The sequence below is a fragment of the Nocardioides sp. genome, assembly GCF_050699375.1.
GTDB lineage: Bacteria > Actinomycetota > Actinomycetes > Propionibacteriales > Nocardioidaceae > Nocardioides.
On the sequence record NZ_JBOHDN010000215.1, the window covers coordinates 1 to 12,500 of the forward strand.

The following is a 12,500-nucleotide window of genomic DNA, read 5'->3' on the forward strand; positions in this document are numbered from 1 at the left end:
GTGCTGCCCGGAGTGCGCTCTACCGCACCTCTGGCAGCACACCGCGGGCTACAAGGTAGGCGGCGCGGGTGGCATCGAGGAAGGCTGCTCGCAGGCCGTTTTGCTCTAGGGCTCCCAGTGCGGCGGCGGTCGTGCCGCCCGGGCTGGTTACCTGCTCGCGAAGGAGCGCCGGATGCGTGCCGCTCTTGAGCAGCTCGGCGGAGCCGGCCAGGGTCTGGATGACGAGGGTGGTCGCGTCGTCCCTGGTCAGACCCAGGTGGACGCCTGCTTCGATCCAGGCCTCGGCGACCAGGAAGACGTACGCCGGGCCGGAGCCGCTGATCGCGGTGACCGCGTCGATCTGCGACTCGGGCACGGTGACCACCTTGCCGACCGCGCCCATCAGATCGGCCGCGGTCGCGACCGCCTCCGGCGTCGCCTTGGCACCGCCAGCCACGGCGGACATGCCTTCGCCGACCAGGGCCGGCGTGTTGGGCATGACCCGCACGACCGAGACGCCATCGGGGACGGCCGGCTCCATCGCGGAGGTCGGGACGCCGGCGGCCAGCGAGACCACCGTGGTGCCCACCCGCAGCGAGCCCGCGATCGACTGCAGCACGGGCACCACGCCGTACGGTTTCACGCCCAGCACCACCACGTCGGCCTCGGCCACGGCGTCGGTGGCGGGGAGCGTGCGGATGCCGTGCTTCTCGCGGAGCGCCGCCGCCTGCTCCTCGCGCGCCTCCACGACGACGACGGACTCAGGGGCGTGGCCCGCCGCGAGAAGACCGGCGAGGACCGCCCCGCCCATGTTGCCTGCACCGATGATCGCGATGGTCATGCTGGCCAGTCTGTCAGAGCGGACGACCTGCACGAATCAGCCCCCACGCGACCCAAGCAACTGCTAGGTTTCGATACCCACACCCGTAAGATGCCGCTGGTCACCGGGAGGCCACATGCGCTTCAGACGTACGTCCCTGCTTGCTGTGGTCGCCCTCGCGGCGACGGTCGCGATGGTGGGTCCAGCACCTGCCGAGGCGGAGGATCCGGCGCCCCGGCTGCCATCGCCGGAGTCCGAGGTCAATGTGACGGGCGAGCCGTTCAAAGGCACCGCTCCGGACGGCACGGTGCAAGGGGTGATCGACGCCCACAGCCACATGTTCATGCAGGACGGGATCGGCGGGGCGGCGGTGTGCGGAAAGGCCTGGTCGTCCGCGGGGATCGCGGACGCGCTCAAGGACTGCCCCTCCCACGGGATCGCCGGGGAGACCGCGCTGCTGGAGAACCTCACCCGCTCGGGCAGCCCGTTCGGCTTCCACGACACCACCGGCTGGCCGTCGTTCGCCGACTGGCCCGCCTACGACTCGCTGACCCACCAGCAGATGTACTACCGCTGGGTCGAGCGTGCTTGGCGAGCCGGCCAGCGGACGCTGGTCGTGCAGCTGACCAGCAACAAGGCGCTGTGCGCGATCAACCCGGGAACCCACCAGTCCTGCGACGAGATGACCGCGGTGCGGAGACAGGCCCAGGATGCGTACGACACCCAGGCCTTCATCGACGAGCAGTACGGCGGCGAGGGGAAGGGCTGGTACCGGATCGTCACCGACGCGGGGCAGGCGCGCGAGGTGATCGAGGACGGCAAGCTGGCCGTGGTGCTCGGCGTGGAGACCTCCGAGCCGTTCGGCTGCTCCCAGAAGCTGCGGCTGCCCTCGTGCACCCGTGCCAACATCGATGCGGGGCTCGACGAGCTGAAGTCGCTCGGGGTCTCGTCGATATTCCTGTGTCACAAGTTCGACAACGCGCTGTGCGGGGTCCGCTACGACGAGGGTGCCACCGGGCTGCTGATCAACGCCGGGCAGTTCCTCACGACGGGGACGTTCTGGACGCCGAAAGCCTGCGATCCCGACCAACCGCACGACAACAACCCACGGCTGGTCGACCGGCCCGACGAGCTCGACTGGCTGCCGCAGCCGCCGATCTATCCCGAGGGCACCGTCTGCAACCCCTACGGCCTCTCCGGCCTGGGCGAGTACGCCCTCAAGGGGCTGATCAAGCGGGGAATGATGGTCGAGGTCGACCACATGAGCGCCAAGGCCGCCGACCGGGCCCTCGACATCCTCGAGGAGGCCGACTACCCCGGTGTGCTGGCCAGCCACTCCTGGATGGACGAGCGCTACCTCGACCGGCTCTACGCGCTCGGCGGCTTCTCGACGATCTACGGCCACAGCACCGACCAGTTCCTGGCGGAGTACGCCCGCACCGCGCCGATCCGTGACCGCCACGGCGCGGGCATCGGGTTCGGCTTCGACATGAACGGCTTCGGCGGCACGCCCGGACCGGCGAAGACGCAGGTCAGCTACCCGTTCCAGAGCATCATCGGTGACTCGGTGATCGACCGTCAGGTCACCGGCCAACGGATCTGGGACTACAACACCGACGGCGTCGCCCACTACGGGATGATCCCCGACTACCTCGAGGACCTACGCCTCACCGGCGGTCAGGACGTCATCGACGACATCGTCCGCGGCCCCGAGTCCTACCTGCGTACGTGGGCGGGGGCCCAGGCCGCCGCCGACTGAGCCGGCTCGTCCTGACCAGAACCAGCGCCGAGCCGGAGGGCACCTTCGGTGACTGTGGAGTTTGAAGATCGTGGCTCGGTTCCGGTAGCGCTGTGACCGGGAACCGGGTCACGATGGTGTTGTCCGTCGTGGTCACAGGCCGACCGACTGTAGTGACGTTGATCCTGACGTCGAGCCTGGTTCGTGGAGGACTGCCGCGGGACCGTGGATTGTTGCCTTTGAGCACGTGTACCAGACTTCTGATCTTCGCATCCTCCCCGCGACGGACGCCTGGCCCCGAGAGTGGTTCCCGGGGCTTGACCAGGGAGAACACCGAAACGGGGTGGCGGGTATGGATGTGGTGCACGCGCGGTGTGCCGCGCTGGATGTGTCGAAGAGGGACGCGAAGGTGTGTGTGCGGCTGGCCCAGCCGGATGGTGGTGTCCAGGAGAGGGTCACGACCTGGGGTGCGATGACGCGTCAGATCATGGAGTTGCGTGAGCATCTGATCGCTCAGCAGGTCACGCGGGTGGTGATGGAGGCGACCGGTGACTACTGGAAGCCGTTCTACTACCTGCTCGAGGATGCCGGGTTCGAGCTGGTGTTGGCCAACGCGGCCCAGGTCAAGGCGATGCCGGGGCGTAAGAGTGATGTCTCCGATGCCCGCTGGTTGGCCGATCTGGCCGCGCACGGCCTGGTCCGGGCCTCGTTCGTGCCGCCCCCACCGATCCGGGAACTGCGGGACCTGACCCGGACCCGGGCCGCGTTGACCCGCGACCGGGCCCGTGCGATCACCCGACTGGAGAAGCTGTTGGAGGATGCCGGGATCAAGATCTCCTCGGTGGCCTCCCAGACGCTGACGGTCTCGACCCGGGAGATGATCGAGGCGCTGATCGCCGGTCAGCGCGACCCGAAGGTGCTCGCGGAGATGGCCAAGACCCGGCTGCGGGCCAAGATCCCACAGTTGCAGGAGGCGTTGATCGGCCGGTTCAACGACCACCATGCCTTCCTGGCCCGGACGCACCTGGCCATGATCGACGAGCTCGACCGGGCCATCGACCAGCTCGAGGAGCGGATCGAGGTGATGGTCGAGCCGTTTCGTACCTTCCTCGACCTGATCACCACCATCCCCGGGATCAGCACCACCGTGGCCGAGGTCGTCCTGGCCGAGACCGGTGGCGACTTGTCGGTGTTCCCGACCCCGGAACAGTTCTGCTCCTGGGCCGGTGTCGCCCCGGGCAAGAACCAGTCCGCCGGACGCACCAAACCCGCCCGGGCCAGACCCGGAGATCGACACCTCAAAGCCGCGATGGGCATCGCCGCGATGGCCGTGACCCGGGCCAACACCACCTACCTTGCTGCCCGCTACCGACGCATCGCCGTCCGCCGTGGCCCGATGCGGGCCATGGTCGCGACCCAGCGCGCGATGCTCACCGCGATGTGGCACATGGCCCATACCGGCGAGCTCTACCACGAGTTGGGCCCCGACCACTACGCCCGGCGGCGTCCCACCTACATCAAGAACCGAGCCATCCGACAACTCGAAACACTCGGCTTCGGCGTCACCCTCACCGAACTCCCACAAGCCAGCTGAGAGGACCGTGACTGGGTCTATCTACGTACCAGCCAGCTGAGAGGACCGTGACTGGGTCTATCTACGTACCAGTCGGCTCGTTATGACGAGCCGACTCGGCGTCGATCTGTGTCAGAACGAGCCGACTCGACCTCAGATGAGCCGTATCCGGCCATGAGGCTGGTGAGATCAGCCGTCGTCTTTCGGACGCCTCATCCAGCCGCCGCCGAACAGCGCCCAGAGGATGAGCACGGGCTGGAAGAACAGCCGGATCAACCGCTTGCTGTCGGTGTCCAGTCCGAACGCGTCGACGCCTTCGACGTATTGCGCGATGTTGCCGGGGAAGACAGCCACGAAGAACGCGGCGAGCAGCCCTCCGATGAGCCGCTTCTTGTTCGGCAGCGCGACGAAGGCCAGCCCGAGTCCGATCTCGACGACACCCGATCCGAGCACCGTCAGATCCTCGTCAACGGGGAACCAGTCGGGCACCTGCGCGCGGAACTCTTCTCGCTGGGTGCTCAGGTGCGCCACCCCGGCGCCCACCATCGCCACGCCCAGCAGCAGGCGCGCGGCGGTTCGAGCGATCGAGGTCATCGCCCCACTGTAGGAGAACGCGCACGAGATCGATGAGTTGGCCTCGATCGGGCAGGTCAGGCGCGTAGATCGGTGGTGAACCAGCCGGTGGTGAGGTCGATGGTCTCCTGCAGGTGTTCGACGAAGAGCTCGAAGTGGGTCTCCGGGATCTCGACCACGTCGAGAAGCCTGATGGGACTGAGCGCTTGGCGGGCGGCCGCCGCCGGGGTGATGGCGTCGGCCGCGGCGAGCACGGCGTGCACCCGCGTGCTGATAGTCGAAAGGTTCTCGGTGGGACGATACCTGGCAAGGTTCCACAGCGAGGCGAGGGTGACCTCGTTGCGATAGCTGGGGGCGTCGGCGGTCATCTGCTCCATCCATTCCCAGGCGCCGTCGCTCGTCATCACCGCGACGTCGCCCGGCTTGCCGGTGCTGGCGATCATCTGCGGCTCCGCCCCGGCGGCCATGCTCTTGGCGGCGTCCTCCACCGCGGCCATGAGCTCCGCGGGCTGGGCAGCGACGTCCAGGCCGGTGAAGGGGATGAGGACGACGGTCGATCGCACCCGGGGGTCGCCGGCGGCCAGCGCCAGGGCATGGCCACCGGACATGCTGGTGCCGAAGACGCCGAGGCGGGTGGCGTCGATGCCGTCGCGTGCGGCGAGATGGTCCAGGGCGTGACGGTAGGCGCGCTGCTGGGCGTCGAGATCCATGTGCTGGCGCGGTTCGCCTTCGCTGCCGCCGAAGTTCGCGTAGTCGAAGGTCAGAACGGCGATGCCGGCCTCTGCCAAGGAGGAAGAGTAGGCGGGCATGAGCATCTCCTTGACCCCGCCGAAGCCGGGTGCCATCGCCACCGCCGGCACGGGGCCGGTCGTGGTGTCGGGCAGGTAGAGATCGCCGGCCAGCTTCACGCCGTCGGAGTCGAAGGTCACCGTGGTCATGGTCATCGCGTGCTCCCGTGTGTATCGGCCCCATGGGCCGAGGGGCTCGTCGGTCGAGCTGCCAGCGAGCATAACCCGAACCTGAACTCAGGTTCGTGTTATGCTCGAAATTGGTCGAAGACAACGGGCACGATTGCGGAGGAACAGATGACGTCACCTGGACGACGTCCGGCACAGCAGGAGCGCAGCCGGATCACGGAACGCAAGATCCTCGACGCGGCGAGGCAGGAACTGGCCGATGGCGGCTGGGAGAACCTGGCCGTGGCACGGGTCGCCGCGGCAGGCGGAGTGTCGGTCGGCTCGGTCTACGACCGGTTCACCGACAAGGATGGCCTGGTCCACGCGGTCCAGCACGACGTACTGGACGAGGTAGACACGGACCTGCGCGAGACCTTCGCGCAGCTCACTGAACGCCCCGACATCCCACCGGCGCAGCTGGTGGCGGACGCGGTGCACGCACTCACCCTGCAGGTGGTTCGGCACGGCGCGGTGATGGGGCCGCTGCTCCTGCGGGCCGCTGCGGACCCCTCCCTACGGAAGCGCGGCAACGCGACCAGCGCCCGCGCGGAGGAGCTCTTCACCTCGCTGATACTCGACCGCGCCGACCAGCTCACCTGCCCCAACCCGGACGTGGCGGCACCCACGGCCTTCCGCTTGGTGTACAGCACCGTGATGTGGCAGGTCATCTTCGGACCCGGCGCCGGACAGCACTATCCGATCCCTGAAGACGTGCAGCTTCAGGAGCTCATCACGCTCTGCCAGACGTACCTCTTGCCCACTACCTGAAGGAGTCGCCATGATCGACTACGCGCCAACCGCCGCCGACCGCGCCCCGATGCCCGGGACCTACTCCGCCGAACCCCGCTACCTGGGCTATGCCGCGAGCGACGAGGCCAAGCCGTACGCCAAGTACTTCCGCACCGACACCCTGCCGATCCAGGACCATGTTCGCGAGACGCTGATCGGCGGCATGGCCCCGACCGAGTACGCCTACGGCATCCAGGACGCCGCCCGGATCATGTCCCGCCCCGGCTACCACAAGATGGAGACCGGCTGGACCCGCGTCCCCGGCGGCTACATGATCGGGGTCCTGACTGATATGCCGAGCGTGACCGCGGAGATGTGGGACTGGTGGTTCGGCTGGCACTCCTGCGAGAGCGCCCGCTACAAGCTCTGGTATCCCGACGCCCACCAGTTCACGGCCGTCGGCGAGAACCGTAGCGTCGACCGCACTCTCACCGACCGCCAGCGCTACATCGACAACGTCTCGTACGCCGACGAGTACGTCGGCGGCACCATGCAGCGCCTCGCCATCCGGTTCTTCGAACCCACCCGGCTCGGATTCGACGAGCCTGCCCCGGGCGGCACGGTCATCTGCGCCCGCGTCGGCCTCAGCCAGTACCCCGTGGCCATGGGCTGGCTCATCCACCAGATCCGCCCCACCGAGCACGGCTGCGAGATGCGCAGTCGCTTCTTCCTCAACGATTCCCAGATGCTCGATCTGCCGGCTCACTCGGTGCCCGGCAAGGGTGCCCCGCTCCTGAGCGGCAAGGCCTCGCACATGATCGGCGACACCGTGCTTCCGCATGTGATCTCCAAGGTGATGGGAGCCAACATCGGTTACGACATGACCTTTCACTGCGCCGCCGAGATGAACCACCTCGCCGCCTTCCTCCCCGACCTCTACGAGGAGTTCAACGGCACGCCGTGACCCTAGAAGAGGTTGTCCACCAGCGGGGTCGGGGAGCCGAAGCGGTGGGCGGTGATCGAGGTAGCCTGCTCACGCAGGAAGGTGAGCAGCTCGATCCGACCGGCCTCGACGACGGGCTGGGCGTAGAGGGCCACGTCGACCCGGCCCCGGCTCGCCTCGGCGAAGGCCTCGCGTGACCCTCCGAGCAGACGTACGCGGCCAGGCGCACCGTTGCCGGAGAGCGTGGCGCTCCACGCAGCTTCGTCCTCGACCACGTAGGTCGCACCGGTCGCGCGGACCAGCGAGGCGGTCTCATCGTCGAGCGCTGTGGCGACCGAGACGGTCACCGGAGCCCCGGCAGCGACGCCGGCGGCGAGGACACGCAGCAGGTGAGCGACCGGCCCGGCTTCGTAGCGGATCGTCACCGGCACCGGGGAGTAGCGCAGCACGTTGATCTCGGCGGACAGGTCCGAGACGTCCCGGTCCACGCCGAACTCGCGCGCCCAGGCGGCGGCGTCCGATCCGGCGCCACGCTCGAGCGTCTCGACCTCGTCCAGCTGGAGCCTCCCGGCCCAGTCGACGATCGACCGGACGGCAGGAGACGGCGCCGCGAGCTCGGTGGCGGGAGCCGAGACCCAGTCGCTGAGGCCGACCAGGTAGTTGGGGCCGCCGGCCTTCGTCCCGGCGCCCACCGCCGACTTCTTCCAGCCACCGAAGGGCTGTCGACGGACGATGGCACCGGTGATGCCGCGGTTGACGTAGGCGTTGCCGGCCTCGACGGAGGCGAGCCACTGCGAGATCTCGCCGCGGTCGAGGCTGTGGATGCCGGCGGTGAGGCCGTAGTCGACCTGGTTCTGGATCTCGATCGCCTCGTCCAGCGAGGAGGCCGAGATCAGGCCGAGGACCGGGCCGAAGTATTCGGTCAGGTGGAACTCGGAGCCGCGCTCGACGCCGGTCTTCACGCCCGGCGACCAGAGTTTGCCGGTGTCGTCGAGCCGGCGCGGCTCGACCAGCCACTCCTCGCCCGGCGCGAGCGTGGTCAGCGCGTCGAGCAGCTTGCCGGAGGCGGGCTCGATGACCGGTCCGACCTGCACGGTCGGGTCGGTCGGGTAGCCGACCTTCAGCGAGGTGACCGCATCGACCAGCTGGTCACGGAAGCGCCGCGAGGAGGCGACCGAACCCACCAGGATGCCCAGCGACGCCGCGGAGCACTTCTGCCCGGCGTGCCCGAAGGCGGAGTAGACGAGGTCCTTGACCGCCAGGTCCAGGTCGGCGTCGGGCGTCACGACGAGCGAGTTCTTGCCGGAGGTCTCGGCCAGCAGCGGCAGGTCGGGGCGGAACGAACGGAACAGCTCGGCGGTGTCGAAGGCACCGGTCAGCACCAGCCGGTCGACCAGTGGCGAGGCGATCAGAGCACGGCCGACCTCGTTCTCCGGTACGTGCACCAGGCGCAGCACCTCCTTCGGCACCCCCGCGGCCCACAGCGTCTCGACGAGCACCGAGCCGCAGCGCCGTGCCTGCGGAGCCGGCTTGATCACGACGGCGGAGCCGGCCGCGAGAGACGCGGCCACGCCGCCGGTCGGGATGGCCAGCGGGAAGTTCCACGGCGGGGTGACCAGCGTGAGCCGCACCGGCAGGTGACGGGCACCGTCGACGGCGTCGAGCTCCTCGGCCAGGCTCGCGTAGTAGTTGAGGAAGTCGATCGCCTCGGAGACCTCGGGGTCGCCCTGGTCGAGCGTCTTGCCGCACTCGCTCGCGGCCACCTCGAGCCACTCGGCCCGGCGCCGCTCGACCTCGACCGCGGCGGCGCGCAGCACGGCGCCCCGCTCCGCGCCGGACTTACCAGCCCAGTCGGCCTGTGCGCCGACAGCGCCTTCGAGCACCGACTCGACGGCCTCCACCGAGGTCAGCGTGTGGTCGGCGACGAGCTGGTCGCCCAGCGTCGAGGAGCCCACCCGCTCGATGATGGTCCGGCCCCACTCCCGGTTGCCCGGCAGGTGCGGGTCGGTGTCGGCGGTGTTGTCGAACTCGACGCGCACCTCATCGGCAACGGCCTCACGCCGGTCCTGGGCCCTGTTCGGCGCCGGGACGGACTCGTCGACAGCCGCCAACGAGCGTACGAACCGGGTCTTCTCGCGCTCGAAGAGCGCTGCGGAGGAGTTGAGGTCGAAGACCGCCGACATGAAGTTCTCGGTGCTGGCGCCCTCTTCCAGACGACGCACGAGATAGGCGATCGCGACGTCGAAGTCCTTCGGGTGCACGACCGGCACGTAGAGCAGCAGGCCACCGACGGTCTGCCGCACCGCCTCGGCCTGGCCCTCGGCCATCCCGAGCAGCATCTCGAACTCGACCGAGTCGCGAACCCCGCGCTGACCAGCCAGAATCCAGGCATACGCCACGTCGAAGAGGTTGTGCCCGGCGACCCCGACCCGCACGTTGGCCATCCGCTCGGGCGTCAGCGCCCAGGAGAGGACCCGCTTGTAGTTGGTGTCGGAGTCCTGCTTGGTCGACCAGGTCGCGAGCGGCCACCCGTGCAGCGACGCCTCGACCTGCTCCATCGGCAGGTTGGCGCCCTTGACCAGGCGCACCTTGATCGCCGCGCCCCCACGCGTACGGCGAGCAGCCGACCACTCCTGCAGCCGGATCATCGCGGCCATCGCGTCGGGCAGGTAGGCCTGCAGGACGATCCCGGCCTCCAGGTCGGCCAGCTCGGGACGGTCGAGGAGCCGGGTGAAGACGTCGATGGTCATGTCGAGGTCGCGATACTCCTCCATGTCCAGGTTGATGAACTTCTTCGTCCCGGCCGCGGACGAGTTCGCCGCGTAGCGGTAGAGCGGGAGCAGTCGCTCGACGACGTGCGAGACCGCCTCGTCGTAGGCCCAGACCGAGTGCGGCGCGACCGGCGAGGAGACCTTCACCGAGACGTAGTCGACGTCGTCACGCTCGAGCAGCTTGCGGATCCCGGCCAGGCGTCGGTCGGCCTCCTTCTGCCCCAGCACCGCCTCACCGAGGAGGTTGATGTTCAGGTTCACGCCGCGGTTCCGGAGCTTCTCGACGGCCCGGCCGAGCTTGCGGTCGCTCGCATCGATGAGCAGATGACCGACCATCTCGCGCAGCGCACGGCGTACGACGGGGATGACGAAGCCCGGCGCGATCGCCGAGACCAGCGCGCCCAGCTTGAGGCCGAGACGCAGGTGCACGGGCAGGAATCCGGGGGTGTTGCGGGCGAGATCCCGGAGTGCGGCCGCGGCGGCACGCGGATCCTCGGGCCGGATCACCCGGTCGACGAAGCCGACGGTGAAGTCGAGCCCGGCAGGGTCCTTGAGTACGTCGGCGAGGCGCTGGGCGGCAGGATCGGCCGGCATGGTCGAAGCCGTCTCCAGCCAGCTGCGGACGAGGTCGTCTACCTCGGCGATGGGCGCGTCAGAGGTGGTCATGCTGTCGAGTATGCGACGAGGATCGCGTAAGGTACAGCGATGTTTATTGGGGATTATTGATAAGCAGAACTGAACGTTTCAGGAGTCCGTCCAGCCGGCAGGACTCCGTTCGACAGGAAGGTCTCGATGCTCGACGTACGCCGCCTCCGACTGCTCGCCGAGCTCGCCGAGCGCGGGACCCTGGCCGAGGTCGCCGAGGCGCTCCACCAGAGTCCCTCCTCGGTCTCCCAGCAGCTCGGCCAGCTCGAGAAGGAGGTCGGGGTGCCACTGCTGCGCAAGGCCGGCCGACGGGTGCAGCTCACCGCCGCGGCCGAGGTGCTCGTCGAGCACACGACCGAGATCCTGGCCCGGCTCGAGGCGGCCGAGGCCGCGGTCACCGCGCTCGGCGACGAGACCGCGGGCACGGTGCGGATCGCCGTCTTCCAGTCCGTGGCACTCGCCTACATGCCGCAGGCACTCGCCGACCTGACCCGGCGTCATCCACGACTGCGGGTCATGCTGTCCCAGCGCGCGCCCGAGCATGCCCTCCACGACCTCACCCAGCGCGAGCTCGACCTCGTGGTCGCCGAGCACTACCCCGACCACGGCGCGCCGCACTTCGACGGCGTCGACCGGGAGCCGCTCACCACCGACCGGCTCAGGCTCGCGGTCCCGCCCGACGGCTCCGGCGAACCCTGGGACGGCATCAGCTCCCTCGAGAACGCCGGCCGCGTCCCGTGGGCGATGGAGCCGCCGGGCACGGCATCGCGACACTGGATCGAGGAACAGTGCCGCCGTGCCGGGTTCGAGCCGGAGGTCCGCTACGAGACCGATGACGTCGAGGCGCACGTCGCCCTGGTGGAGTCCGGCAACGCCGTCGCTCTGCTCTCCGATCTCATGCGCGTACGCCACCGGACGACGGTGCGGCTCGTCGACCTGCCGGGGTCACCGCGGCGCACGGTCTTCACCGCCACCCGCACCGCCATCGCTGACTCCCCGGGCATCATCGCCTGCCGCTCGGCACTGGCCCGCGTAGTTCCACCGGACCTGATGCTGCCCGGCTGACCAGGGCCGAGGAGCGTCGCGTCAGCCGAAGAGCTCTTCCAGGGGCTGGTCGTGGTCGATCGCGAGCCCGTACGCCACCGTGCGGGTGTCGATCATCGCCAGCACCGCCTCGGTGACGACGTCGGTCAGGTGCTCGGCGTCGGGGATCCGCTCGCCGAGATGGACCCAGCGACGTACGGCACCGAAGACCATCCCGATCACGCCGTAGATGAGCGGGTCGACCGCCTTCTTGTCGATCTCGGAGACCTCCACGCCGGCGAGCTCGAAGGCGGCCAGGATCAGCTCCTTGATCCGCTCCGCGATCCGGTCGATGCCCTGCTGCAGCGGGCCGCTGCCGTTGGGCGCGGTGTCGACGTCGGCCACCTGGTGCAGGAGCGGATGCTCGAGAGCCCAGTTGACGTACGCCCCGACGGTGCGGGAGATGATCTGCCGGATCGAGCCGGTCAGCTCCATCGCCGGGAAGAGCTTGGCCCACAGGCCGTCGAGGATGTCGGCCTGGATGGCGAGGTCGAGCTCGCGGCGGTCGGCGAAGTGACGGTAGACCACCGAGCGGGAGAGCCCGGCGGCCTGACCGATCGACTGCAGACTGACGTTGGCGCCTTCGGTCTCGATCAGGCCGATGGCAGCATCAACGATGCGTTTGCGTCGGTCGTTGTTGTGCCGCTTCCAGCGGATTGCCCTGCCATCCATGGTGGGACCATCGTAGTC

At 68.9% G+C, this 12,500-nt stretch carries 10 protein-coding genes; 5 read left to right on the forward strand and 5 right to left on the reverse strand.

What is annotated here, in order from left to right; translation table 11 throughout:
- Positions 1 to 19: 19 nt before the first annotated feature.
- Complete coding sequence (proC, locus tag ACRDPS_RS15835) at positions 20 to 820, reverse strand: pyrroline-5-carboxylate reductase (RefSeq protein ID WP_431502613.1); 801 nt, start codon at positions 818 to 820, stop codon at positions 20 to 22.
- Positions 821 to 935: 115 nt separating this feature from the next.
- Between proC and ACRDPS_RS15840 the strand changes: the two genes are divergently transcribed.
- Together ACRDPS_RS15840 and ACRDPS_RS15845 are read left to right on the forward strand one after the other, a co-directional pair.
- Complete coding sequence (locus ACRDPS_RS15840) at positions 936 to 2,558, forward strand: Coagulation factor 5/8 type domain-containing protein (RefSeq protein ID WP_431502614.1); 1,623 nt, start codon at positions 936 to 938, stop codon at positions 2,556 to 2,558.
- A gap of 331 nt (positions 2,559 to 2,889) precedes the next feature.
- Positions 2,890 to 4,131 (forward strand): IS110 family transposase, encoded by a 1,242-nt coding sequence (locus tag ACRDPS_RS15845; RefSeq protein ID WP_431502615.1) that lies wholly within the window; start codon positions 2,890 to 2,892, stop codon positions 4,129 to 4,131.
- 168 nt (positions 4,132 to 4,299) lie between these two features.
- Here the strand turns inward: ACRDPS_RS15845 and ACRDPS_RS15850 are convergent, their stop codons facing one another.
- Both ACRDPS_RS15850 and ACRDPS_RS15855 read right to left on the reverse strand, forming a co-directional pair.
- Complete coding sequence (locus ACRDPS_RS15850) at positions 4,300 to 4,704, reverse strand: DoxX family protein (RefSeq protein WP_431502616.1); 405 nt, start codon at positions 4,702 to 4,704, stop codon at positions 4,300 to 4,302.
- Between the two features lie 56 nt (positions 4,705 to 4,760).
- The gene (locus ACRDPS_RS15855) at positions 4,761 to 5,627 is read right to left on the reverse strand and encodes an alpha/beta hydrolase (protein ID WP_431502617.1); all 867 of its coding nucleotides are present in this window, start codon (positions 5,625 to 5,627) and stop codon (positions 4,761 to 4,763) included.
- A gap of 141 nt (positions 5,628 to 5,768) precedes the next feature.
- Between ACRDPS_RS15855 and ACRDPS_RS15860 the strand changes: the two genes are divergently transcribed.
- Both ACRDPS_RS15860 and ACRDPS_RS15865 read left to right on the forward strand, forming a co-directional pair.
- On the forward strand, positions 5,769 to 6,407 hold the full coding sequence (locus ACRDPS_RS15860; RefSeq protein ID WP_431502618.1) for a TetR/AcrR family transcriptional regulator: 639 nt from the start codon (positions 5,769 to 5,771) through the stop codon (positions 6,405 to 6,407).
- Between the two features lie 10 nt (positions 6,408 to 6,417).
- Positions 6,418 to 7,332 (forward strand): DAPG hydrolase family protein, encoded by a 915-nt coding sequence (locus ACRDPS_RS15865; RefSeq protein ID WP_431502619.1) that lies wholly within the window; start codon positions 6,418 to 6,420, stop codon positions 7,330 to 7,332.
- 2 nt (positions 7,333 to 7,334) lie between these two features.
- On the opposite strand, the gene ACRDPS_RS15870 is transcribed toward ACRDPS_RS15865, so the two are convergent.
- Positions 7,335 to 10,748 carry a bifunctional proline dehydrogenase/L-glutamate gamma-semialdehyde dehydrogenase gene (locus tag ACRDPS_RS15870; protein WP_431502620.1) on the reverse strand — a complete coding sequence of 1,138 codons (3,414 nt, stop codon included), beginning with the start codon at positions 10,746 to 10,748 and terminating at the stop codon, positions 7,335 to 7,337.
- A gap of 126 nt (positions 10,749 to 10,874) precedes the next feature.
- On the opposite strand from ACRDPS_RS15870, the gene ACRDPS_RS15875 reads away from it, so the two are divergent.
- Positions 10,875 to 11,792, forward strand: coding sequence for a LysR family transcriptional regulator (locus ACRDPS_RS15875; protein ID WP_431502621.1), 918 nt, complete (start codon positions 10,875 to 10,877; stop codon positions 11,790 to 11,792).
- A gap of 21 nt (positions 11,793 to 11,813) precedes the next feature.
- Here ACRDPS_RS15875 and ACRDPS_RS15880 read toward each other — a convergent pair whose 3' ends face one another.
- Complete coding sequence (locus ACRDPS_RS15880) at positions 11,814 to 12,482, reverse strand: TetR/AcrR family transcriptional regulator (RefSeq protein WP_431502622.1); 669 nt, start codon at positions 12,480 to 12,482, stop codon at positions 11,814 to 11,816.
- Positions 12,483 to 12,500: the final 18 nt, after the last annotated feature.